Below are 22,685 nucleotides of genomic sequence, written 5' to 3'. Positions count from 1 at the left end.
ATAATGATCGATCTCGTTCTACCTTCGCCCCATGAAGCTCACCCGTGCCGGTTTCGTCCCCCTTGCAGTGCTCATAGTGGCGCTCGTCCTTTCCGCCTGTGGAAGGCCGTCGGCCCCCGGGACGGGGGAGAAGCCGCGTGACACGTTCGTGCTCGGGCTCGGATCGGAGCCGGACACGCTCAACCCCGTCCTCGGCTACGCGCCCGACGGAGGGTCGTTGCTGTTCGACGGGCTGGTCACCAGGAACGCGGACCTGACCCTGAAGCCGGCGCTCGCCGAGCGGCTGCCGGAGGCCACCGGCACCACCGTCACCTTCACCCTGCGCCAGGGAGTGAAGTTCCACGACGGTACGCCGCTGACCAGCGCGGACGTCGCTTATACCTACCAGGCGGTGCTGGACGCGAAGAACAACTCGACCATCCGCGGCGACTACACCGCCATCGAGTCCGTCGAGGCCACGGACCCGGCCACGGTCGTCTTCCACCTGAAGTACCCGTACGCGCCGATCCTCCAGCGTGCCACCCTGGGCGTCGTCCCGCGGCACCTGCTCGACGGGCAGAGCCTGGAGAAGGCGGCGTTCAACACCAAGCCCGTCGGCACCGGGCCGTACCGCTTCGTCTCCTGGACGCCCGGGGACAAGATCGTGCTGGAGGCCAATCCTCAGTACTGGGGCGGCACCCCGGCGATCAAGCGGCTGGTGATGGCGTACGCCGCCGACGACAACGTGCGCGCCACCCGCATGGCGGCGGGTGAGTTCGACGCCACCGAGCTGCCGCCCAAGGCCGCCGCCCGCTTCGACGGCCAGGCCGGCTTGACCGTCTACCAGGCGCCGAGCGCCGACTACCGCGGCGTGATGTTCCCGCTGGAGGCGCCCGTGACCGGCGACAGGGCCGTACGCCGGGCGCTCGGCCTGGGGCTGGACCGCCAGGCGATGGTCGACACGATCCTGGCCGGAGCCGGACGCCCGGCGTTCGGGCCCATCGCCCCTGACACCACCTGGCACAACCCGGCCGTCGACGGCTCGCCCACGCCCGACCAGGCCGGCGCGACCCGGCTGCTGGAGGAGGCAGGCTGGAAACCCGGCCCCGACGGCATCCGCCGCAAGGACGGCAGGCCCGCGAGCTTCACGCTGATGTACCCGGCGGGGGACTCGCTGCGCAAGGAACTGGCCCTCGCGTTCACCTCCGACGCCAAGAAGCTCGGCGTCGACGTCCGGCTCGCCGGGCTGGACTGGGACGCCATCGTGCCCCGCATGGCCAAGGACGCCCTGGTCATGGGGTACGGAACCCCGTTCGACCCCGACTACACCAACTTCGAGCTGTTCCATTCGAGCTTCTCGGGCCAGGGTTTCTTCAACCCCGGCCACTACAAGGTGCCCGAGGTGGACGCGCTGCTGGAGAAGGGGCGCGAGCAGTCCGACCCATCGGCGCGCAAGCAGGCCTACGACGCCTTCCAGCAGCGCATCCACGACGACGCCGTGTGGGCGTACCTGGTCTACCTCAAGCACGTGTACGTCGTCCGGGGAACGTGGACGGGCATCACGCCGGGGGTGGAGGCGCACGAGCACGCCACCGCGGGCCTGTTCCGCAACCTCGCCGAGTGGAAGCCCGGCCCGTGACGCGCGCCCTCGCCCGGATGGCGGCATGGCGGCTCGCGTTCGCCGCCCCGCTGGTCCTCGTGGTCACGCTCGGCATGTTCGCGCTGGCGAAAGCCTCGCCCTTCGACCCGGTCCGCCAGTACCTGGGGGACCGGGCGCTGACGACCAGCCCGGAGATCGCCCGGCAGATACGCGAGTCCTGGGGCCTGGACCGGCCGGTCGCCGAGCAGTACCTGACCTGGCTCGGCAACCTGCTGCGCGGCGAGTTCGGCGAGTCGCGCAGCATGCACCGGCCGGTCGCCGAGGTGATCGGCGAGCGGCTCGGCTGGACGCTGCTCGCGGCAGGCTGCGCCGTCGTGCTCATGCTGGTCGCGAGCCTGGTCGTGGGGGCGGTGGCGGCTTGGCGCCAGGGCTCGTGGATCGACCGGCTGATCACCGGCACGGCCTACGCCAACGAGGCCGCCCCCGTCTTCTGGACGGCGCTCATCGCGATCTGGGTGTTCGCGGTGAAGCTGCGCTGGCTGCCCGCGGGCGGGCTCACCGACGCGGCGACCGGCGCGGTCGAGCCCGGGGACGTGCTGCGGCACATGATCCTGCCAGTGGCCGTGCTGGCGTTCTCGCAGTCCTCCTGGCTGCTGCTGTTCGTCCGGGAATCGCTGATCACGACGCTGCGGGAGGACTTCGTCATCGGTGCCCGGGCCCGCGGCCTGCGGGAACGTACCGTGATCGTGCGGCACGCCCTGCGCTCGGCGCTGCTGCCGTTCATCACGCTGCTCGGCGCGCGCGTTCCCGAGCTCGTCACCGGCGCGATTCTCGTAGAGACGGTGTTCTCCTGGCCCGGGGTCGCCTCGGCGTCCGTCCAGGCCGCGCTGGCCGCCGACTTCCCGCTGCTCGCCGCGCTCACGCTGCTGGCCACGCTCGCGGTCGTCGCCGGGAACCTGCTCGCCGACTCCGCCTATGCCATCGCCGATCCGCGGGTGCGGGTCCTGGGGGTTAGTTGATGACGGCCCACACGCACATCACCCCGGTACGGCGGACCCACTGGCTCGCCGTGACCGTGCTGGCCGCGCTCGTCCTGGCCGTGTTCGTCGTGCCGATCCTCGCCCGGCTCGACCAGCAACTGGTCGACCTGCGTCTGGCCTCGCTCCCGCCGAGCCTCGCGCACCCGTTCGGCACCGACGAGGTGGGACGCGACGTGCTGCTGCGCGCCGTCTACGGACTGCGGGTCTCCCTGCTCGTCGGCCTGGCGGCGGCGCTGGTGTCCGTCACGATCGGCACCCTGGCGGGCCTGATGGCGGGCGCGCTCGGCGGCACCGCCGATCGCGTCCTCATGCGGGTCGTCGACGGCTTCAACTCGGTGCCGCACCTGCTGTTCGGCATCTTCATCGTGGCCCTGTTCTCCCCGAGCGCCACCGCCGTCGTCGTCTCGGTCGCCCTCACGCACTGGATGACCGCGGCCCGCATCGTCCGCTCCGAGGTGCTGTCCCTGCGCGCCCGCCCGTTCGTGGACGCGGCCATTTCCGGCGGGTCGAGCAGGCTGCGGATCGTCCGCCGCCACCTGCTGCCCCACCTCACCCCGCACATCGCGCTGGCCGCGGTGCTGATGGTCCCGCACGCCATCTGGCACGAGACCGCGCTGAGCTTCCTCGGCCTGGGCCTGCCGCCCCACCTCGCCTCGCTCGGCAACATGATCAACGACGGGGCGCGGTCGCTGCTCGCCGGGAACTGGTGGGCCTCGCTCTTCCCCGGCCTGTTCATCCTCCTGCCCACCCTGGCGATCTCGTCCCTCGCCCAGTACTGGCGGGACCGCGCCAACCCGCGCCGGCGATCGGAGCTCCAGCTATGACCACCCCCGCCGGATCCCGCCTGCGCGTCGACGGGCTGACGGTTCGCTTCCACCTGCCCGGCGCCACCGTGCACGCCGTCACCGACGCGCACTTCACGGTCGGACAGGGGGAGTGCCTGGCCCTGGCCGGCGAGTCCGGCTGCGGCAAGTCCGTCATGGCCCACGCGCTGCTCGGACTGCTCCCCGGCAACGCCATCGTCACGGGGTCCGCACGGCTGGAGACCGGCGACGCCTCCCCGGTGGAGCTGATCGGCGCACCGGAGAGGGTGCTGGCCCGCACGGTGCGCGGGCGCCGCGTCGGCCTGGTCCCGCAGAGCCCCGCCGCGCACCTCACCCCCGTCCGGACGGCACGTGCCCAGCTCACCGAGGCGTTGCGCGAGCTGGGCAACCCCGCCCCGGCGGACGACCTGGCCGCGCGGGCCGGCCTCCGGCCACACGACCTGGACCTGTACCCCCACCAGCTCTCCGGCGGCATGGCGCAGCGCGTGGTCAACGCGATCGCCCTCGCCGGAGATCCCTGGCTCGTCATCGCCGACGAGCCCACCAGCGGCCTGGACCGTCCCCTCGTGGACGCGACCATGGCCGAGCTGCGGCGGCTGACCGGCGAGGGGCGGGCCGTCCTGCTCATCACCCACGACCTGCGGGCCGCCGAGCAGGTGGCCGACCACGTCGCCGTCATGTACGCCGGGCGCATCGTGTCGCTGGACCCCGCAGGAGAGTTCTTCGCCGGGCCCCGTCATCCGTACGCCGCGGGCCTGCTGGACGCGCTCCCGTCCCGGCGCTTCGCCGCGATCCCGGGACGGCCCCCCGAGCTCACCGACCTGCCCGCCGGGTGCGCCTTCCGTCCGCGCTGCGCGCGCGCCGACGCCGCCTGCGACGACGTGCCCTCGATGTCCGCGGGTCCCGGCCGGGTCGCCTGCCACCATCCTCTGGAGAGTCATGCTGCACGCTGAAGGCGTCACCGTCATCTACGGTCGCCGCCGGGTGCTCGACAACGCCGGGATCAACCTGCGGCCGGGAACCGTCACCGGGCTCGCCGGGCCCAGCGGATGCGGCAAGTCCACCCTCGCCCGCGTGCTCGGCCTCGTCCAGAAGCCCGCCACCGGCCGGGTCACCATCGACGGCACCGAGGCGCGCCGCTGGCGCAGCCGAGCCGGCCGGGAGCTGCGCATCCGTATCGGGCTGATCTTCCAGCAGCCCCGGCTCGCGGTCGATCCCCGATTCACCCTGCGGGAGATCATCACCGAGCCCCTGCGCGCGACCGGCCGTAGTCCCGGCAGGGCCGGCGAACTGGCCGAGGAGATGGGCCTGACCTCCGACCTGCTCACCCGCAGGCCGCACGAGGTGTCCGACGGCCAGCTCCAGCGCGCCTGCGTCGCCCGCGCCCTCGCGCTACGTCCTCGGTACGTGATCTGCGATGAGATGACCACGATGCTCGACGCGTCCACGCAGGCACACCTCGTCGCCCGCCTGGAGGCGTACCGGGAGGAGAGCGGCGCCGGGGTCCTGGCCATCACCCACGACGACGAGCTCCTGGCCCGGTGGGCGGGCGCCGAGGGGTCGATCCACCGCATGGGGGTGGTCGAGCCGCGCGCCTGAGGGCGCGGCAAAGGGTCCTTACCGCCGGCCGGGAACCAGAGCCGGGTCGCGGCCGACTGATCTCTTGGCGGGCCTGAATCTCTCAGGCCCATGGGTCGTACGCCCTGACGACACCTCAGGAAACTCGGGGACATCTCATGGACACCATCACGACGGATCTCGGCATCGGCGGCATGACCTGCGCCTCGTGCGCGTCACGGATCGAGCGGCGGCTGCGCAAGCTCGACGGGGTGTACGCCGTGGTCAACTACGCGACGGAGAAGGCGAGCGTCACACACCCCGCCGACATCGACCCGGAAGCGCTGGTCGCCGAGGTCGAACGCGCGGGCTACACCGCCCATGTCGCGCGTCCCGACCAGCCGGAGGAGCGGGACGGGCTAGAGCTGTGGAGGCAGGAGACGCGGCTGCTCCTCTCCGCCGCCTTCGCGCTCGGCGTGGTCGTCCCCGCGATGGTGCCCGTTCTGTGGCTTCCCGGCTGGGAGTGGGTGTCGCTCGCGCTGTGCCTGCCGGTCATCGCCTGGGGTGGGTGGCCGTTCCACCGCGCGGCGCTGACCAACCTCCGGCACGGGGCCACGACCATGGACACGCTGGTGTCGCTCGGTTCCCTGGCCGCGTTCGGCTGGTCGGTGTGGGCGCTGATGACCACGCCCGGCCACGCGGGCCATGGTTCGGTGTACTTCGAGGTGGCGGCCGGGGTCATCGTCTTCATCCTGGCCGGCCGCTACATCGAGGCCCGGGCCAAACGCCGGGCCGGTTCGGCGCTGCGCGCGCTGATGGAACTCGGCGCCAAGGACGTCGCCCTGCTGGTGAAGGGCCAAGAGATCCGCGTCCCGGTGACCCAGGTGCGGCCCGGCGACCGGTTCGTCGTGCGGCCGGGAGAGAAGATCGCCACGGACGGCGTGGTGACCGAGGGCATGTCGACGGTGGACGCGAGCCTGCTCACCGGCGAACCGGCGCCCGTCGAGGTCGCGCCGGGGGACGAGGTCGTGGGCGCCACGATCAACATGAGCGGCCGGCTGGTCGTGGAGGTCACGCGGGTCGGCGCGGAGACGCGGCTGGCGCGGATCACCCGCTTGGTGGAGGCCGCGCAGGAGCGCAAGGCGCGGGCGCAGCGCCTGGCCGACCGCGTCTCGGCCGTCTTCGTGCCCGTGGTCATCGGCCTGGCGGTGCTCACGTTCGCCGGCTGGATGCTCGCGGGGGGCGACGGTACCTCCGCGACGCGCTCCGCGATCGCCGTACTGATCATCGCCTGCCCGTGCGCTCTCGGGCTGGCCACGCCCACGGCCCTGCTCGCCGGTACGGGGCGCGGCGCGCAGCTCGGCGTCCTGGTGAAGGGGCCCGAGTCGCTGGAGCGGACTCGGCGCATCGACATGGTCGTCCTGGACAAGACCGGGACCGTGACCACCGGCGTGATGACGCTGTCCCACGTCGCGGCCGGGGACGGCGAGGACGCCACCGAGGTCCTGCACCTGGCGGGCGCCGTGGAGAGCGGGTCGCAGCACCCGATCGGGCGCGCCATCGCCGAGGCCGCCGACTCGCCGTACACCGTGGAGGACTTCACCTCGCTCCACGGCCTGGGCGCCCAGGGGGTCGTGGCGGGCCGTGAAGTCCTGGTCGGACGTCCGAGCCTGGCGGCCGAGCGCTGGGGCGAGCTGCCGGAGACCTTGGCGAAGGCGGTCTCCGCCGCCGAGGCCGGGGGCGCGACCGCCGTCGTCGCGGGGTGGGACGGGGCGGCGCGCGGCGTCCTGGTGCTCGCCGACGAGGTCAGGCCGGGCGCCGCCCACGCGGTGCGGAGGCTGCGCGAGCTCGGCCTGGACGTGATGCTGCTGACCGGCGACAACCCTTCGGCCGCCGAGATCGTCGCGGCCCAGGTCAGGATCGGCCGGGTGGCGGCGGGAGTCCTGCCCGAGGGTAAGGCCGAGGTGATCCGGGGCCTGCGGGGCGAGGGCCGCGTGGTGGCCATGGTCGGTGACGGGATCAACGACGCGGCCGCCATCGCCGAGGCCGACCTCGGGATCGCGATGGGCACCGGTACGGACGTGGCGATCGAGGCGGCGGACCTGACGCTGATCCGGGGCGACCTGCTGGGCGCGGTCGACGCGATCCGGCTGGCCCGGCGCATGCTCGGCGTCATCAAGGGCAACCTGTTCTGGGCCTTCGCCTACAACGTGGCCGCGCTGCCGCTGGCCGCGTCCGGCGCGCTCCACCCGATGATCGCCGGCGGCGCGATGGCGGTGTCGAGCGTCTTCGTGGTCCTCAACAGCGTGCGGCTCTACCGCTTCCGGGCGGAGAGCCGTTCCTGACGCCGGGCGGCCGGTGACCAGGGAGGACGCGCCGGCCGTCCGGACGTGACCATGCGGGCGCCGGCGGCGAACGCGAGGCCCGGCCCAGCAAGGCGGGCCTCGCGCCTTGTCGTGCCGTGGCCCTCACGGCCGGAGCGGGTTCGACGCATGTTAGACATCGGATGACTGTCCGTCAATTCCCGCGAAAGAATGGTCAAGGGGCCGCTCGCGAAGACAGCGGGTCCGTCGAGGCGTGACTGGATCCAGCGGGCTGCCTGAGCATGCCGATGCCTCCACCGCGTGTGGATTGTCCGAAACTTGCCGCGTTGTCGCGAAAAAGTTTGATCTCGCCGGGAACCACCGGCCACTGACGCCCGACTTGCTTGGTATGCAACACAAGACGTTCCTGTTGCGGGGCGACCCTTTCCCGGGCGTGGGCGATGATGCGGTGCGGAGGCGAGCGGCCGTGGTGGCCGGGGTCGGCGGGTACGTCCCGCCGACCGAAGTGACCAATGACGACCTGGCACAGAAGTTCGACACATCCGATGAATGGATCCAGAGTCGTACCGGCATCCGAACCCGCTACCTGGCCGGTGCGGAGCAGGCCACGTCGGATCTCGCGGTCCAGGCCGGGGCCGCCGCGTTGCGCTCGGCGGCCGTCGAGGACGTCGACCTGCTGATCCTCGCCACGACCACCCCCGACCGCCCGTGTCCGGCGACCGCGCCCGCCGTGGCCGCGAGCCTGGGACTCGGGCACGTCCCGGCGTTCGACCTGAGCGCGGTGTGCTCCGGCTTCCTCTACGGCCTCGCCGTGGCGGACGGCTTGATCGGTACGGGAGCGGCCGGCCGGATCCTGCTGATCGGCGCCGACACGTTCTCCACCATCCTGAACCCCGGCGACCGGAGTACCGCCGCGGTGTTCGGCGACGGCGCGGGCGCCGTGGTGCTGCGCGGCGGAGACCCCGCCGAGGCGGGCGCGGTCCGCCACGTCGAACTCGGCAGCGACGGCGGGCTCGCCGACCTGATCACCGTGCGGGCCGGAGGATCCCGGCTGCGGCGTCAGGACGCCTCGGCCGCCGAGGCGTGGTTCGCCATGCAGGGGCAGGCCGTGTACCGGCACGCCGTCCGGCGGATGACCGCCTCGGCCCGGGACGTGCTCGACCGCACCGGCTGGACGCCGGACGACGTCGATCTCTTCATCGCGCACCAGGCCAACCTGCGCATCCTCGAGACGGTGGCGGGTGAGCTGGGCATCGGCCCCGATCGGGTCTACGCCAACGTGCAGGACGTCGGCAACACCGCGGCGGCGTCCATCCCGCTGGCGCTCGCCCACGCCGTGACGGACAAGGCCCTGGACGAGGGCCATCGCGTGCTGCTCGCCGCGTTCGGCGGCGGCGCCACCTGGGGAGCGGCCACCCTCGTCTGGCCGCGGCTGACGTCCGACCACTTCGAGCAGGGATGAACGACATGGATCCCGAGTACGTGTCCGAATTGATCGACGAGTTCGTCGCCGACCTGGCCCCCGACGTGCGGCGGCCCATCCCGCCGACGGCGGCACTGAAGGACGTGGGGATCGACTCGCTGAGCCTCATGGACCTGCTGTCCCTGCTGGAGCGCAGGACGGGGGTCGAGATCCCCGACGACGCGCTGCCGGAGATCTCCACTGTTCAGGACCTTCTGGATCACCTGGCCGCCGCGCGGCCCCGCGTCTAGCCGGCTCTCCAGCTGCCACCCACCCCGCACACGTACAAAGGGCGCACCATGAAGATCACACCGCAGGACGGCGGTTTCGGCGTCATCGTCGAGGACTTCGACCCGACCTCCGAGGCCGACGTCAAAGCTCTGAAGGACACGGTGTACCGCGAGAAGATCGCGGTGCTCAAGGAGCAGGACCTGGCCCCCCGGGCGTTCCTCGCCCTCGGGAGCAGGCTGGGCACGCCCGAGGCGTACTACGAGCCGATCTACCACCACCCCGAGGTCAAGGAGGTGTTCGTCTCCTCCAACGTCGGGTCGGGCGAGCAGCGGATCGGGGTGCCCAAGACGGGCAAGTTCTGGCACGCGGACTACCAGTTCATGCCCCGGCCGTTCGACATCACCCTGATCTACCCGCAGGTCGTGCCGGCGAAGAACCGGGGGACGTACTTCATCGACATGTGCCAGGCGTACGAGAACCTCGGCGCGGACCTCAAGCGGGCGGTGAAGGACACGACCGCGACCCACAGCGTCCGCCGGTACTTCAAGATCCGCCCCACGGACGTGTACCGGCCGATCTCCGAGGTCCTGGACGAGGTGGACCGCAAGACGCCGCCGGTCGAGTTCCCGACCGCGCTGCCCCACCGGCACACCGGTGAGACCGTGCTCTTCGTCAGCGAGGGCTTCACGCAGTCGGTCCGGGACGCCGACGGCAGGGAGGTGCCGGACCTCCTCCACGAGCTGCTGGCGGCCAGCGGCCAGCTGGACACGACGTTCGAGCACCCCGCCATCCACCTGCAGACCTTCGAGCGCGGCGACCTGCTCGTCTGGGACAACCGCAGCCTGGTCCACCGGGCCCTGCACACGACGACCCCCGAGCCCGCGGAGTCGTTCCGGGTGACGGTGTACGACGAGCCGGGGTCGCCCTCGTGACCGCTTCGGCGCTCGCGGTGCGTCACGACCACGACGAGGCGCTGCTGTCGCGGGTGCTGCGGTGCTACAAGCCGCACTGCCGGTACCTGAAGTCGATGACCGTGGACGTGGAGGGCGAGGTCGTGCGGGGCACCGGGGTGTTCTCGATCCCCGAGTCCTGCTACATCGACGACACCGGGCACCTCAACGCCGTCGAGGTCAACATCTGTTACAACCAGATGCTGTACCAGGTCGTCGCCACCTGCGTACAGCAGGGGATCGGGCCGGTCTTCGGGACCTGGACCATGGACGACTACTGGCGGCGTCAGCTCCCCGACATCCTGATCGCCAGATTCCAGAGTTCCTTCACCCGGCCGATCGACCCGCGCCTGTTCCACGGCGAGTTCGTCCTCGACCGGATCACCCAGCGGCGGCTGCGCCGGGACGCCCCTCCGCTGGTGTCCATGGAGACGTCGTTCCGGTACTGGGACGACAACGGCGGAAGGTCCGACGGCACGGTCCGTGTCGCGATCGTCAGTGGATGACCGGAACGAAGTGAGCATGTGATGACCCACGCCGAAGCTCTCTACCACCCCGAACTCCACGACGTCGCCGCGGTGACCGCGTTCCATGCCGCGCGACGCCCGGACGTGCCCGCGATCATCTGCGCGGGCCGCGAGCTCACCTACGCCGAACTGCACCGGGAGAGCAACCAGGTGGCGCACGCCGTCCAGGCGGCCGGGCTGCCTCCCGGGGCGAGGGTCGCCTACCTGGGGCAGGAGTCCATCCACTACTACGAGGTGCTGTTCGGGTGCGCCAAGAGCGGCACCGTGCTCGTGCCGATCAACTTCCGGCTCGCCGCGGACGAGGTCCAGCACATCCTGCGGGACTCGGGCAGCCGCCTGCTGTTCGTCGACCAGGATCTGCGCGCGGTGGCGGACAAGGCGTCCCCCTCGGCGGACCTGGCGGTGGTCGGGGCCGATCCCGAGGACTTCGCCGCCTGGAAGGCGCCGCACCCTGGAAGCGACCTCGCGCCGGACGCGGGGCCCGAGACCCCGATCGTCCAGCTGTACACGAGCGGCACCACCGGGCTGCCCAAGGGCGTGGTCCTCGCGCAGCGCAGCCTCTTCGCCATCCGGGACGCCCTCGCGAGCGAGGGGCTGGACTGGATCGACTGGCGGGCGGGGGACCGGAGCCTGATCGGCATCCCCGGATTCCACGTCGGCGGCGTCTGGTGGGCCATGCAGGGGTTCAGCGCCGGCGTGACCAACGTGGCCATGCCCCGGTTCGAGAGCGCGGGCGCGGTCCGGCTCGTCCGGGAGCTCGGCGTCACGACCGCGTGCGTGGTGCCGTCCATGCTGCGGCTCATGCTCGTCGAGCCGGGCGCGGACCACGAGACGTTCGCCAGCGTCCGGAAGATCGTCTATGGCGGGTCGCCGATCAGCGAGTCCCTGCTGGAGCGGGCGCTGCCGGTGTTCGACTGCGACTTCGCCCAGATCTACGGTCTCACGGAGACCGGCAACACCGCGGTCTGCCTCCCTCCCGCCGACCACGTGCCGGGCAGCCCCCGCCTGCGGGCCGCCGGGCGTCCGTACCCGGGAGTCGCCATCAAGATCATCGATGACGCCGGGGCGGAGCTGCCCGCCGGCGAGATCGGCGAGGTGTGCCTGCGGACGCCCGCACGGATGCTGGAGTACTGGGGGCTGCCGGAGGCGACCGCGGCCACCCTGGTCGACGGCTGGATCCACACCGGCGACGCCGGCTACCTGGACTCCGACGGTTACGTGTACATCTGCGACCGGCTGAAAGACATGATCATCGTCGGCGGCGAGAACATCTATCCCACCGAGATCGAGAACGTCCTGGCCAAGCACCCCGCGGTCGCCGACGTCGCCGTGATCGGCGTCCCCGACGACCGGTTCGGCGAGGCGGTGCACGCGTTCGTGGCCCTGCGCTCGGGGGAGGCGGCGCGGCCACGCGACCTGATGGTGTTCTGCCGGGACCGCATCGCGAGCTTCAAGATCCCCAGCCGGTTCGAGTTCGTCGACCGTGTCCCCCGCAACCCCAGCGGCAAGATCCTCCGCCGCGAGCTGCGCGACCGGTTCTGGGCCACGAGAGATCGCCGGGTCAACTGAGTCCGGGTGCCGAAAGGAACGACGATGACCATCCCGCTCACCCAGGCGACCGTTCGCGCCGACATCGCCGAGGCGCTGTACATGGAAGCCGACGAGCTCACCGAGACCGACAACCTGTTCCTCGCCGGCCTCGACTCCATCCGCCTGCTCACCCTCGTCGAACGCTGGCGCGAGTCCGGCGTGGAGCTGACGTTCGTCGAACTGGCCGAGCAGCCGACGCTCGCCGCCTGGTGGGAGATGCTTTCCACGCGCCAGGCGGGGTCGACCCATGCCTGACGGCGCCCCGCCGGCCACCTGGTGGCCGCTGTCCGCGGCGCAGTACGGCATCTGGACCGGCCAGCAGATCGACCCGCAGTCGCCCGCGTACAACACGGCCGAGTACGTGGACATCCGCGGCGACGTCGACATGGAGGTCCTCGCCACGGCGATCCGCCGGGTGGTGGACGAGACCGAGGCGCTGAACGTCCGGTTCGCCGAGGACGACGGCACGCCCCGGCAGATCGCCGACCGGCCGGAGTGGCCGGTGCACGTCGCGGACCTGCGCGGCGCGCCCGACCCCCTGGCGGCGGCCGAGACGTGGATGGCCGAGGACATCGCGCGGCCGGTCGACCTCGGCGCCGACGTCCTCTTCGGCCACGCCGTGTTCCGGCTCGAAGACCGGCGGTACCTGTGGTACCACCGCGTCCACCACATCCTCCTCGACGGGTACGGCCTGGCGCTCGTGGCCCGGCGGGTCGCCGACGTCTACACGGCGCTGGCCGGGGGACGGGAGCCCGCCCCGCACTCCTTCGGCACCCTGCGGTCGGTCATCGACGAGGACCTCGCCTACGCCGCCTCCGAGAGCCACACGCGAGACCGGGACTTCTGGGTGGCCTACAACGAGGACCGCCCGGCGCCGGTCACCCTGGCCGGCCGCACGGCGCCGCTGGCCCGGCACGTGCTCCGCCAGGCGACCGACCTGGACCCGGAGACGACCGAGCTGCTGCGCAAGGCGGCGGCCGAGGCCAAGGCCAACTGGAGCGACGTCCTGGTCGCGGCCATCGCCGCCTACCTGCACCGCATGACCGGCGCGGCGACCGTGTCCGTGGCGCTGCCCGTCATGCTGCGCATGGGGTCGGCGGCGCTGCGCGTGCCGTGCATGGTGCTCAACGTCGTGCAGCTCTGGGCGGAGTTCGACGAGCGGACGACCCTGGCCACGCTCACCGCCCAGGTCGCCGAGCACATGCGGCGCGGCCGGCGCCACCACCGGTACCGCTACGAGCAGTTGCGCCGCGATCTCAAGCTCGTCGGCGGCGACCGCAAGCTGTTCGGGCCGTCGGCCAACATCATGCCGTTCGACTACGGGCTCCGGTTCGCCGGGCATCCGGGCGTCGTCCGCAACGTCTCCGCCGGGCTGGTCGAGGACCTCGCGTTCAACGTGTACGACCGGGCCGACGGGGACGGGCTGCGCATCGCCCTCGACGGGAACCCCAACCTCTACTCGCTTTCCGACCTGGACCTGCACGTCCAGCGATTCGGAGCCTTCCTGCGCCGGTCCGTCCTCGCCCCGGCCACACCCGTACGCGAGGTGGAACTGCTGCTCGACGACGAGCGCCGGCTCGTGCTGGAGCAGTGGAACGACACGGCGCGGGCGTGGCCGCCGGCCACCGTGCCGGAACTGCTGCGGGAGCGCGCCGCGCGTACCCCCGACCTGCCCGCGCTGGTGGCCCGCGACCGCGCCGGGGCGTCCGTCACGCTCACCTTCGCCGAGCTGGAAGACCGCGCGAACCGGCTCGCCGGGGTGCTCGCCCGGCACGGCGCGGGGCCCGGCGAACGCGTCGCCCTGCTGCTGCCCCGGACCGCCGACGCCCTGGTCGCCCTGCTCGCCGTGCTGAGGACCGGCGCGGCGTACGTCCCCATCGATCCCGATTACCCCGGCCCCCGTGTGGCGTTCATGCTGGAGGACTGCGAGCCGCGACTGGTGCTCACCGTGGCGGAGCTCGCCGGTGACCTTCCCTCGGTGCCGGGGACAGTCGTGCTCGTGCTCGACGCGCTGGACGAGATCGGCGGCGGGGGACCATCCGGCGGACCCGATCCCGACGAGCCGTTGTGCCTCATCTACACCTCCGGGTCGACAGGGCAGCCCAAGGGCGCGGTGCTGACCCACCGGGGCATGGTCAACCTGTTCCACCACCACCGCACGGAGATGATCGAGCCGGAGGTGGCGGCGAGCGGCCGTCCCCGGTTCCGCGCCGCGCTCACCGCCTCGCTGTCGTTCGACACCTCGTGGGAGGGCCTGTTCTGGCTGCTGGCCGGCCACGAGCTGCACTTCGTCGACGACGACGCGCGCCGCGAGCCGGAGGAACTGCTGCGCTACATCGCCCGCCACGACATCGACTTCCTCGACATCACCCCCACCTACGCCGAAGAGCTGATCACCGCGGGACTGCTGCGGCCCGGCGTCCGGCGGCCGGCCGTGATCGCGCTCGGAGGTGAGGCGGCGGGCGCCTCGCTCTGGACGGCACTGCGCGGCGCGTCCGGGATCTCCGCCTACAACCTCTACGGACCCACCGAGTGCACGGTGGACACCGTCTGGGCGCGGCTGCGCGACAGCGAGTCCCCGATCATCGGCCGCCCGGTCGCGAACTCCCGCTGTTACGTGCTGGACGACGCCATGCACCCGGTGCCGCCGGGCGCCGTCGGCGAGCTGTACCTCGGAGGGACGCCGGTCGGCCTCGGCTATCACAGGCGGCCCGAGCTGACCGCTTCCAGATTCGTCGACGACCGGTTCGGAACGCCGGGCTCCCGGATGTACCGAACCGGCGACCTCGCGAGATGGCGGCCGGACGGAACGCTGGAGTTCCTCGGACGCGCGGACGACCAGGTGAAGATCCGCGGCTTCCGCATCGAGCCGGGCGAGATCGAGGCCGTGCTGGCCGGGCATCCCGGCCTCGCGCAGGCGACCGTGGCGGTCCGCCCGGACCACAACGGCCAGGACCGTCTGGTCGCGTACGTCGTGGCCGAGCCCGGCGCGGCGCCCCCGGATCCGGCCGCGCTGCGCCGGTACGCGGCCGAGCGGCTGCCGGACTACATGGTGCCGCCCGCGTTCGTGATCCTCGACCGGCTGCCGACGAACGCCAACGGAAAGCTCGACCGCGCCGTCCTCCCCGCGCCGGCGGCCGAGCTCGCGGCCGTGCGCCGCCCGCCCCGCGACGAGCGGGAGCGCGCCCTGTGCGACCTGTTCGCCCAGGCCCTGCGCCTTCCCGAGGTCGGCGTCGATGACGACTTCTTCGTCCTGGGCGGCCATTCGCTGCTCGTGGCCCGTCTGCTGAGCGGGATCAGAAACCTGTTCGGCGTCCGGCTCGGGATCCGGGACGTGTTCGAGTCGCCGACCGTGGCCGCCCTCGCGCGGCGCATGGACGCGGCCGAACCGGCGGACGGCCACCCGTGGGCGGGCGTCGATCTCGACGCCGAGGCCGTCCTGGACCCCGGCGTCACCACCGAGGGGGCCGCCCCCGTGGACCCGGTGACGGCCCGCGAGCCGAGGAGCGTCCTGCTGACCGGAGCGACCGGCTTCCTCGGCGCCTTCCTGCTGCGCGAGGTGCTGGATCGCACCCGGGCCCGGGTGTACTGCCTGGTACGCGCCGAGGACGAGCGGCAGGCGGACCTGCGCCTGCGCGCGGCGGCGCGCCGTTACCTTCTCCCGGAGGACGGCTTCGACGAGCGCGTGACGGCGGTGCCGGGCGACCTGGAACGGCCCGCGCTCGGCCTGACCCCCGATCGGTTCCTGGAGCTGGCCGAGGAGATCGATCTCGTTGTGCACAACGGGGCCAGGGTGCACCACCTGGAGCCGTACGCGCGGCTGCGGGCGGCCAACGTCGCGGGAACCGCCGAGATCCTGCGGCTCGCCACCACGGGCAGGCTCAAGCCGGTCCACTACGTGTCCACCTGCGACACCGCCTACGCGACCGACGGCAACCCGCCCACGTTGACGGAGGACCGGCGGGTCGGATCCGGATCCTTGACGCGCAACGGATACGTGGCCAGCAAGTGGGTCGCCGAGGGCCTGGTGCTGGACGCCGCCCGGCGCGGCCTGCCGGTGATGATCCACCGTCCGAGCCGGGTCGGCGGACACTCGGTCACCGGCGCGTGCGGTCCCGACGACGCCTTCTGGAACCTCGTCCGGGCCATGATCGTCCTCGGCGCCGCGCCGGACGAGGGCGGCGGCACGGCCGGGCACGTCGACCTGGTGCCGGTGGACTACGTCGCCGCCGCCATCGTCCACCTGACCCGCGGCGGGACCCCGGGCGCCACCTACCACCTGACCAGCCCGGATCCGCCGGCCGTCGCCACCGTGCTGGACACGCTGCGCGAGCTGGGCCACGACCTGGAGCGCGTGCCCGCCGCCGAGTGGAGTCGCCGCCTGGCCGCGGAGGCGGAGCGCGCGGCCGACGCGGGCGACTACACGCTGGCGGTGGCGAGCACGCACAACGGCCGGCCCGCCGGGGGCGGCGGCCCGGTGGCGTTCGGCCGGGAGAACACGGTCACCGCGCTCGGGGATTCCGTGCCCTTCCCCGCCGTCGACGCCGCCGCCATCACCGCGTGCGTCGGCTACTTCCGCGACGTGGGGCTGTTCCCGCGCCCCGCTCATTCCGCCCTCTCGACACCGGAACAGGAGACATGACCACTTCGCAGCTCGACCAGCCGGTCGCGACCCGGCGCGACTGGGCGGGCCTGGCGGTGATCCTCTGCGCGACCTTCATGGGTCAGGTGGACGGCTTCATCGTCACCCTCGCCGCTCCCTCCATCCAGCGCGACCTGCCGGCCGGCTTCGACCAGATCCAGCTCGTCGGCGCCGCGTACGTGCTGGCCTGCGCGGCGGGGCTGATCACCGGCGGCAGGATCGGCGACCGGTACGGCCGGCGGCGCACGTTCCTGGCCGGCGTCGCCGTCTTCACCGCGGCGTCGCTGGCCTGCGGGCTCGCGCCGAACGCCGACCTGCTCATCGCCGCCCGCTTCCTCCAAGGGGCCGCCGCGGCGGCGCTGGTCCCACAGGAACTGGCGCTGATCCGCGCCATGTTCGCGCGGGACGGCGAACGCACCCGGGCCATCGGCGTCTACGGCGTCGTCATCGGCCTCGGCGTGATCTGCGGGCTCGCCGGTGGCGGGTTCCTGGTGCGCATGGACGTCGCCGGGCTCGGGTGGCGGACGGCGTTCCTGATCAACGTGCCCATCGGCGCGGTCATCCTGCTGCTCGGCCGGGGCACGATTCCGGAGAGCCGGTCCAGCCGTGCTCCCACGCTGGACCCGGCCGGGGTCGCGCTCACCGCGGTCGCGCTGCCCGCGCTGCTCCTGCCCTTGGTCATCGGCTCCGGCTGGGTCTGGCTGAGCGTCGTGGTGGCGGCGGCCGCGCTGGCCGCGCTGGTGCCGCAGCAGCGGGCCGTGGCCGCCCGGGGAGGAGAGCCGCTGTTCCCCCCGCGCGTGCTCGGCGCCCGGGGAATGCTCGCCGGGCTGGCCGCCATCCTGACGTTCTTCGGCGGGAACGCCGGCCTGTTCCTGGTCTTCACCTACTACGTGCAGACCGGGCTGGGCATGGATCCCCTCGCCGCCGGGTTCATGCTGGTCCCGCTCGGCGCGGGCTTCTCCTTCGGCTCGTCGGTCAGCGGGCGCCTGGTCGCCCGGTTCGGCCCCTTGGTGCCGGTGGCCGGCTGCGCGTTCCTCGCGCTGTCCCTGCTCGCCCACATCCCGGTCGTGTGGGGGGCGCCGGGGGCTCAGCCGGTCCTGCTCGCCGTGGCCATCGGCGTGGTCGGGCTCGCCGAAGGGCTGGTCGTCTCGCCACTGATCGCCGGCATCTTCGACCAGGTGGCCCCCGACGACGCCGGCGCGGCGTCCGGAGTCGCCTCGACCGTCACCCAGTTCGGCCTCGGCACGGGGTACGCGGCGATCGGCACCTGGTACGGCCTCGTCCTCGGCGGCACGCCCGGCGCCGCCGACGCGCCGTCCGACCTCGGAGCGCACGTCCAGGCGTACACCGCAGCCATCCTCGTCCTGAGCACGCTCGCATTGATCACCAGCGGCCTGTGCGCGCTGCGCCTCACCGGGCGGCGCCGGCTCGAACCCGCAGGCTGACGCCGGGTTCGCGGGAACCGGAACGAGCCGCGAAACGACCACTTCTTCAGGACGTCCGAAACAAGATTTCAAGGAAAGGCCCGACATGATGCTCAAACCGGTCATCGTTGCTGGGATGGTGGCGATGGTCGTCATGACCGCGACGGCATGCGGGGAGACCCCGCGAGGGGACGGCCAGTCCGCCGCGCCCGCCGACACCGCGACCCCCGTCGCGGCCGATGCCACGCGGTCGTCGGGCGAAGGCAAGACCCGGTACCCGCTCGTCTTCGACAACTGCGGCAAGCAGTACACCTTCGCCAAGGCGCCGAGCCGGGTGGTGGTGATGAACGGCGGATCGGTCGCCGAGGTCTCGTCCCTGCTGGAGTTGGGACTGGGGGACCGGATCACGGTCAACGCCCAGTCCTACGGCGCCTCCGACGTGGCCGGCCGCGCCGAGGCGATCAAGGTGCTGCCCAACGGCGGCATCAAGCTGAACGAGATGCAGGACATCCCGCGCGAGACGATGCTGAGCCTGCGCCCGGACTTCGTCATCTCCACCTACGACGGCGGGTTCGCGGCCAAGTCCGGGTACGCCACCCGGGACGACCTGGGCAAGATCGGCGCGAACACCTACGCCCCGGCCAGCGCCTGCGGCGAGTCCGGCATGGTGACGGGCTCGCCGACGGTCGACAGCAGCTACCAGATGCTGCGCGACTTCGGCCAGATCTTCGACGTCCCCGGCCGCGCCGAGCAGATCATCGCCGCCTCGGAGCAACGCATCAAGGACGTCACCGCCAAGGTCGCCGGGAAGCCCGCCAAGAACGTGATGATCGTCTTCCCCGGCATGGGCGCCGACGACTTCAGCTCCATCGCCGCGGCCGGCATCTGGAACGACGTCCTCGGCAAGGCCGGCGTGGTCAACCCGTTCGCCGCCGACGCCAAGGGCGCCCCGTTCGTGACCGTGGGCAAGGACAAGCTGGCCACGGCCTCGATCGACGCGCTCATCGTGGTCAACTACATGAACCCCGACCCGGAGGGCAGCGCCAAGAAGATCCTCGCGCAGTTCCCGCAGTGGGAGGCCACGAAGAGCAACCGCTTCCTGATCCTCTCCGACTCCATCTACTTCGGGCCGAGCAACGACGTGGCGGTGGACAAGATCGCCCGTATGGTCCATCCGGACGCCTTCTGACCCATGGCGCGCACCCCACTCCCCAGGCTCACCGGATCCGGCCCGCCTCCCGCGCCCACCGCTTCCGGCGGGCGCGGCGGGCCGGCCCATCCCGCCCCGCTCGGCCGGACCAGTCGTGCCGCTGCCGTGGCCGCCTGCGCGGCCGTCCTGGTCGCCGCGGCGCTGGTCGCGGTGTGCGTCGGATCGGTCACCGTGACGCTCCCGGACACCTGGCGGGTGGTGGCCGGGCATCTGACCGGGGACACCGCTCACCTCGACCCGGTCCTCGACCAGATCGTGTGGGAGTTCCGCATCCCCCGTACGCTGCTCGCCGTGCTGTGCGGCGCGGGGCTGGCGGTCGCCGGCGCGGTACTCCAGGCCGTGGCCGACAATCCGCTGGCCGACCCGTACGTCCTCGGCCTGACCTCCGGGGCCTCCCTCGGCGCGGTGATCGTGATCACCGCGGGCGCGGGGGTCGCGGGCGGCGTTGGAGTGTCGTTCGCCGCGTTCCTGGGCGCCATGGCGGCCGTCGGGCTGGTGTTCCTGCTGGGCAGGCAGCACGGCGGCATCAACCCCAGCCGGCTCATCCTGGCCGGCGTCGCCGTCGGGTACCTCCTGCTGGCCGTCACCAACTACCTGCAACTGCGGGCCAACCCGAACGAACTGCGCGCGATCATGTTCTGGACGCTCGGCAGCGTGGCGGGCGCGACCTGGAGCCGGCTCGGGCTGGTCGCCTTCGTCGTGATCGTCACGGTGGGCGCGCTGACGTTGTCCGGCAGGCGGCTCAACGCCCTGGCCACCGGCGACGAGCAGGCGATCGCGCTGGGCGTCGACGTGCGTGTCGCCCGTCTCGTCCTGCTCGGGCTCTCCTCGCTGGTGACGGGCGTCCTCATCGCCGAGGTGGGAGGCATCGGCTTCGTCGGGCTCATGATCCCGCACCTGGTGCGGCTGGGATTCGGGGCCGACTACCGGCGGGTGCTGCCGCTGTCCGCCCTCGTCGGGGCGTCCTACCTCGTCATCGTCGACCTCCTGTCGCGTACGGTCGACTCCCCGAACGAGCTGCCCATCGGCATCTTCACCGCCGCGTTCGGCGCGCCGTTCCTCCTGTGGCTGCTCCGCCGCCGGCAGAACGCGGGGTCCGGCCCATGAAGCTCGATCTGTCGGACATCGAGGTCGAGCTCGGCGGCGTCTCGGTGCTCCGGGGAGTGACCATGACGGTCCCGCCGGGAGGCGTCGTCGGGCTGGTCGGCCCGAACGGCAGCGGCAAGACGACTCTGCTGCGGACGGTGTACCGATCCCTGCGCCCCGCCACCGGTGCGGTGCTGCTCGACGGCGACGACATCTGGCGCCGATCCGTGCGGGAGGCCGCCCGGACCACCGCGGCGGTCCTGCAGAACGGCTCGGGGTCCGCCGGGCTGTCCGTCACCGAGGTGGTGGCCCTCGGCCGCACCGCACATCACGGCCTGATCAGCCGTGAGACCGCGGCCGACCGCGCGATCGTCGCCGAGTCCCTGGAACGGACCGGCGCGGAGGACCTGGCCGGCCGGATGTTCGACTCTCTCTCCGGCGGCGAGCGTCAGCGGGTGCTCCTCGCCAGAGCCCTGGCGCAACGGCCACGCCTGCTCGTCCTGGACGAGCTGACGAACCACCTCGACATCCGCGCCCGGTTCGAGATGCTGGACCTGGTCCGCGACCTGGGGATCACCACGCTGGCGGTCCTGCACGAACTCGACTTCGCCGTCCGGTACTGCACCGGACTGGTGGTGCTGAACCGAGGCGAGGTCGTGGCCGCCGGCCCGGTACTGGAGGTCCTGACGCCGACGGTGCTCCGCGAGGTCTTCGGCGTCGATGCCACCGCGGAACGCCACCCGGACGGCGTCATCCGCATCACCTACCATGCCAAGCCCCTCGCCGTATGAGCTCAGCCGTGGTGCGCTCCGGATGCGAGGCCGGGGCCGCTCCGGCCCGGGGCCGCCAGAGCGAGCCTGCGGCCCGCCACGGGTTCGAGGACCTGCGGGCCCGGCGGCATCGCGCCGGGCCCGCACGGGTCATGGGTCAGGCGGCCTTCTCGGCCTCGGCCAGGGATGTCATGAGCTGGTCGCGGGCCCGGGCCACGCGGGAGCGAATCGTCCCCACGGGACAGCCCATGAGTTCGGCGGCCTCGGCGTAGGGCAGGCCCGCGAGCTGGGTGAGGACGAACGCCGTACGCCGCTCGTCCGGCACCTTGTCCAGCAGGTCGGCGAGGGCGACGCCGTCGTCCGCGCCGGGCAGGTCGCGCGGCTGGTGTCGTTCGGCGGCGATCTGCCAGTCAGGCACGTCGGCGATGACCGGGCGCGCCGCCGCCGTCCGGAATCGGTCGGCGACGACCCGGCGGACGATCGAGAACAGCCACGTGCGCGCCGAGCAGCGCCCGGCGAACCGGGGGAGGCTGCCCAGGAGCCGTAGGAAGGTCTCCTGGGTGAGGTCTTCGGCCTGCTGCGGGTCGGTGAGGTAGGCGGTGAACCGCCGCACATCTGGATAGACCTCGCGAGCGAACGCTTCGATGTCCGCGGGTCTTCCTTCTCGTGCGGCGAGGGCGAGAACCGTCAGGCGCCCGTTGCGGTCGGAGGGTTCGTATCCGCCGGCGGCAGATTCCATTGGCGATCGATCCTTGAGGTCATGGGCGAGTGCGTGCGCTCCGGCCGGTCCTGGGCGCGCGGCGGCGGCCGGGCGGAGGGACTCCGTCCGGAGGGCACGATCGGGTGAACGGCTTGCCGCGAAAGGTCAGGCGGCGGTGAACCGCGGCGGGGCACGCCCGATCACGGTGTGCCGAAGCGGCGCGGGGCGCCGGGGCGCCGGAGCGCGGTCTCGCGCGCGTCCCAGCCGTGGTGGGGGATGCGCGAGCAGGACGAACACGACCGGCAGGAGGCGGACGGCGAGCCGGCGCAGGGTCGCCCAGAGGGCGGCCTCACCGCGTGACAGCCACAGGGCCGACAGCACCATGGCCCAGCCGTGTGTCACCACCATGCCGAGGCCGGGCACCAGCTCCGAATGGGCATGCGTCCCGGCCGTCCCGGCCAGCGGTGTGATCAGCGGTGCGGTGGAGAAAACGACATGGAGGACGGCCTGTACTCCTGCCAGCAGCGGCAGTACCACGGCCATGCCTCGTTCGCGGCCGGTGACGGGCAGCGCCGCCGCCAGCGCGATCCCCGCGGCGAGCACCGCCACATGGGGAGACACGGAGCCCCCGCCGAGCAGGTGGCCGAGAACGCCCAGGCCCAGACAGACCACGGCGAAGACGGTGGCGCGGGCCAGGCACAGCATCACCGCGGCGGACATGACACGTAAGACCGGCCGCGGGCGGCGCCGGGGGAGGGAAAGCCCCGCC

The 22,685-nt window shown here is 72.4% G+C and carries 19 protein-coding genes; 17 read left to right on the top strand and 2 right to left on the bottom strand.

Annotated features, from left to right (window positions below):
- Nucleotides 1-31 precede the first annotated feature (31 nt).
- The 17 genes from AB0H21_RS01900 to AB0H21_RS01820 all read left to right on the top strand — a co-directional run bounded on the left by AB0H21_RS01900 (nt 32) and on the right by AB0H21_RS01820 (nt 21,237).
- A complete protein-coding gene (locus tag AB0H21_RS01900; RefSeq protein ID WP_358510113.1) occupies nt 32-1,618 on the top strand; it encodes an ABC transporter substrate-binding protein in 1,587 nt (528 codons plus the stop codon).
- Nucleotides 1,600-2,598 (top strand): ABC transporter permease, encoded by a 999-nt coding sequence (locus tag AB0H21_RS01895; protein ID WP_358510110.1) that lies wholly within the window; start codon nt 1,600-1,602, stop codon nt 2,596-2,598. Before AB0H21_RS01900 ends, AB0H21_RS01895 begins: the two co-directional genes overlap by 19 nt.
- Complete coding sequence (locus AB0H21_RS01890; protein ID WP_358510107.1) at nt 2,598-3,443, top strand: ABC transporter permease; 846 nt, start codon at nt 2,598-2,600, stop codon at nt 3,441-3,443. The genes AB0H21_RS01895 and AB0H21_RS01890 overlap by 1 nt, the downstream gene beginning before the upstream one ends.
- The gene (locus AB0H21_RS01885) at nt 3,440-4,396 is read left to right on the top strand and encodes an ABC transporter ATP-binding protein (RefSeq protein WP_358510104.1); all 957 of its coding nucleotides are present in this window, start codon (nt 3,440-3,442) and stop codon (nt 4,394-4,396) included. Before AB0H21_RS01890 ends, AB0H21_RS01885 begins: the two co-directional genes overlap by 4 nt.
- Complete coding sequence (locus tag AB0H21_RS01880; protein WP_358510101.1) at nt 4,383-5,042, top strand: ATP-binding cassette domain-containing protein; 660 nt, start codon at nt 4,383-4,385, stop codon at nt 5,040-5,042. The genes AB0H21_RS01885 and AB0H21_RS01880 overlap by 14 nt, the downstream gene beginning before the upstream one ends.
- Nucleotides 5,043-5,179: 137 nt before the next feature.
- Nucleotides 5,180-7,345 carry a heavy metal translocating P-type ATPase gene (locus AB0H21_RS01875; protein ID WP_358510098.1) on the top strand — a complete coding sequence of 722 codons (2,166 nt, stop codon included), beginning with the start codon at nt 5,180-5,182 and terminating at the stop codon, nt 7,343-7,345.
- 427 nt (nt 7,346-7,772) lie between these two features.
- The gene (locus AB0H21_RS01870) at nt 7,773-8,786 is read left to right on the top strand and encodes a beta-ketoacyl-ACP synthase III (RefSeq protein ID WP_358510095.1); all 1,014 of its coding nucleotides are present in this window, start codon (nt 7,773-7,775) and stop codon (nt 8,784-8,786) included.
- 5 nt (nt 8,787-8,791) lie between these two features.
- Nucleotides 8,792-9,037 (top strand): phosphopantetheine-binding protein, encoded by a 246-nt coding sequence (locus tag AB0H21_RS01865; RefSeq protein WP_358510092.1) that lies wholly within the window; start codon nt 8,792-8,794, stop codon nt 9,035-9,037.
- 48 nt (nt 9,038-9,085) lie between these two features.
- A complete protein-coding gene (locus tag AB0H21_RS01860) occupies nt 9,086-9,949 on the top strand; it encodes a TauD/TfdA family dioxygenase (RefSeq protein ID WP_358510089.1) in 864 nt (287 codons plus the stop codon).
- The gene (locus AB0H21_RS01855; protein WP_358510087.1) at nt 9,946-10,473 is read left to right on the top strand and encodes an FcoT family thioesterase; all 528 of its coding nucleotides are present in this window, start codon (nt 9,946-9,948) and stop codon (nt 10,471-10,473) included. Before AB0H21_RS01860 ends, AB0H21_RS01855 begins: the two co-directional genes overlap by 4 nt.
- A 21-nt stretch (nt 10,474-10,494) precedes the next feature.
- Nucleotides 10,495-12,063: a long-chain-fatty-acid--CoA ligase gene (locus AB0H21_RS01850; protein WP_358510084.1), complete on the top strand. Its 1,569-nt coding sequence runs from the start codon at nt 10,495-10,497 to the stop codon at nt 12,061-12,063.
- A gap of 24 nt (nt 12,064-12,087) precedes the next feature.
- Nucleotides 12,088-12,339 (top strand): phosphopantetheine-binding protein, encoded by a 252-nt coding sequence (locus tag AB0H21_RS01845; RefSeq protein WP_358510081.1) that lies wholly within the window; start codon nt 12,088-12,090, stop codon nt 12,337-12,339.
- Nucleotides 12,332-16,726, top strand: coding sequence for an amino acid adenylation domain-containing protein (locus AB0H21_RS01840; protein WP_358510078.1), 4,395 nt, complete (start codon nt 12,332-12,334; stop codon nt 16,724-16,726). Before AB0H21_RS01845 ends, AB0H21_RS01840 begins: the two co-directional genes overlap by 8 nt.
- Complete coding sequence (locus tag AB0H21_RS01835; RefSeq protein WP_358510075.1) at nt 16,723-18,171, top strand: MFS transporter; 1,449 nt, start codon at nt 16,723-16,725, stop codon at nt 18,169-18,171. Before AB0H21_RS01840 ends, AB0H21_RS01835 begins: the two co-directional genes overlap by 4 nt.
- Before the next feature lie 85 nt (nt 18,172-18,256).
- Complete coding sequence (locus AB0H21_RS01830) at nt 18,257-19,339, top strand: ABC transporter substrate-binding protein (protein WP_358510072.1); 1,083 nt, start codon at nt 18,257-18,259, stop codon at nt 19,337-19,339.
- 3 nt (nt 19,340-19,342) lie between these two features.
- A complete protein-coding gene (locus AB0H21_RS01825; RefSeq protein ID WP_358510069.1) occupies nt 19,343-20,467 on the top strand; it encodes an iron ABC transporter permease in 1,125 nt (374 codons plus the stop codon).
- Nucleotides 20,464-21,237, top strand: coding sequence for an ABC transporter ATP-binding protein (locus tag AB0H21_RS01820; RefSeq protein WP_358510066.1), 774 nt, complete (start codon nt 20,464-20,466; stop codon nt 21,235-21,237). The genes AB0H21_RS01825 and AB0H21_RS01820 overlap by 4 nt, the downstream gene beginning before the upstream one ends.
- Before the next feature lie 136 nt (nt 21,238-21,373).
- Here AB0H21_RS01820 and AB0H21_RS01815 read toward each other — a convergent pair whose 3' ends face one another.
- Entirely contained in the window at nt 21,374-21,955 is a 582-nt protein-coding gene (locus AB0H21_RS01815) for a sigma-70 family RNA polymerase sigma factor (protein ID WP_358510063.1), read from the bottom strand.
- Nucleotides 21,956-22,081: 126 nt separating this feature from the next.
- The gene (locus AB0H21_RS01810) at nt 22,082-22,636 is read right to left on the bottom strand and encodes an MFS transporter (RefSeq protein WP_358510060.1); all 555 of its coding nucleotides are present in this window, start codon (nt 22,634-22,636) and stop codon (nt 22,082-22,084) included.
- Nucleotides 22,637-22,685: the final 49 nt, after the last annotated feature.

Origin of the sequence: Sphaerisporangium sp. NPDC051011 (genome assembly GCF_040653595.1) — a bacterium.
Classification (GTDB): domain Bacteria; phylum Actinomycetota; class Actinomycetes; order Streptosporangiales; family Streptosporangiaceae; genus Sphaerisporangium.
This window is presented reverse-complemented; position numbering and strand designations above follow the sequence as displayed.

What these genes read in the sequence shown, in the direction of transcription:
- AB0H21_RS01830 (WP_358510072.1), top strand. Translation starts at nt 18,257, where the DNA reads ATGATGCTCAAACCGGTCATCGTTGCTGGGATGGTGGCGATGGTCGTC.
- AB0H21_RS01840 (WP_358510078.1), top strand. Translation starts at nt 12,332, where the DNA reads ATGCCTGACGGCGCCCCGCCGGCCACCTGGTGGCCGCTGTCCGCGGCG.
- AB0H21_RS01835 (WP_358510075.1), top strand. Translation starts at nt 16,723, where the DNA reads ATGACCACTTCGCAGCTCGACCAGCCGGTCGCGACCCGGCGCGACTGG.
- AB0H21_RS01875 (WP_358510098.1), top strand. Translation starts at nt 5,180, where the DNA reads ATGGACACCATCACGACGGATCTCGGCATCGGCGGCATGACCTGCGCC.
- AB0H21_RS01810 (WP_358510060.1), bottom strand. Translation starts at nt 22,636, where the DNA reads ATGTCCGCCGCGGTGATGCTGTGCCTGGCCCGCGCCACCGTCTTCGCC.
- AB0H21_RS01845 (WP_358510081.1), top strand. Translation starts at nt 12,088, where the DNA reads ATGACCATCCCGCTCACCCAGGCGACCGTTCGCGCCGACATCGCCGAG.
- AB0H21_RS01865 (WP_358510092.1), top strand. Translation starts at nt 8,792, where the DNA reads ATGGATCCCGAGTACGTGTCCGAATTGATCGACGAGTTCGTCGCCGAC.
- AB0H21_RS01860 (WP_358510089.1), top strand. Translation starts at nt 9,086, where the DNA reads ATGAAGATCACACCGCAGGACGGCGGTTTCGGCGTCATCGTCGAGGAC.
- AB0H21_RS01820 (WP_358510066.1), top strand. Translation starts at nt 20,464, where the DNA reads ATGAAGCTCGATCTGTCGGACATCGAGGTCGAGCTCGGCGGCGTCTCG.
- AB0H21_RS01900 (WP_358510113.1), top strand. Translation starts at nt 32, where the DNA reads ATGAAGCTCACCCGTGCCGGTTTCGTCCCCCTTGCAGTGCTCATAGTG.
- AB0H21_RS01815 (WP_358510063.1), bottom strand. Translation starts at nt 21,955, where the DNA reads ATGGAATCTGCCGCCGGCGGATACGAACCCTCCGACCGCAACGGGCGC.
- AB0H21_RS01850 (WP_358510084.1), top strand. Translation starts at nt 10,495, where the DNA reads ATGACCCACGCCGAAGCTCTCTACCACCCCGAACTCCACGACGTCGCC.
- AB0H21_RS01825 (WP_358510069.1), top strand. Translation starts at nt 19,343, where the DNA reads ATGGCGCGCACCCCACTCCCCAGGCTCACCGGATCCGGCCCGCCTCCC.
- AB0H21_RS01880 (WP_358510101.1), top strand. Translation starts at nt 4,383, where the DNA reads ATGCTGCACGCTGAAGGCGTCACCGTCATCTACGGTCGCCGCCGGGTG.
- AB0H21_RS01885 (WP_358510104.1), top strand. Translation starts at nt 3,440, where the DNA reads ATGACCACCCCCGCCGGATCCCGCCTGCGCGTCGACGGGCTGACGGTT.
- AB0H21_RS01890 (WP_358510107.1), top strand. Translation starts at nt 2,598, where the DNA reads ATGACGGCCCACACGCACATCACCCCGGTACGGCGGACCCACTGGCTC.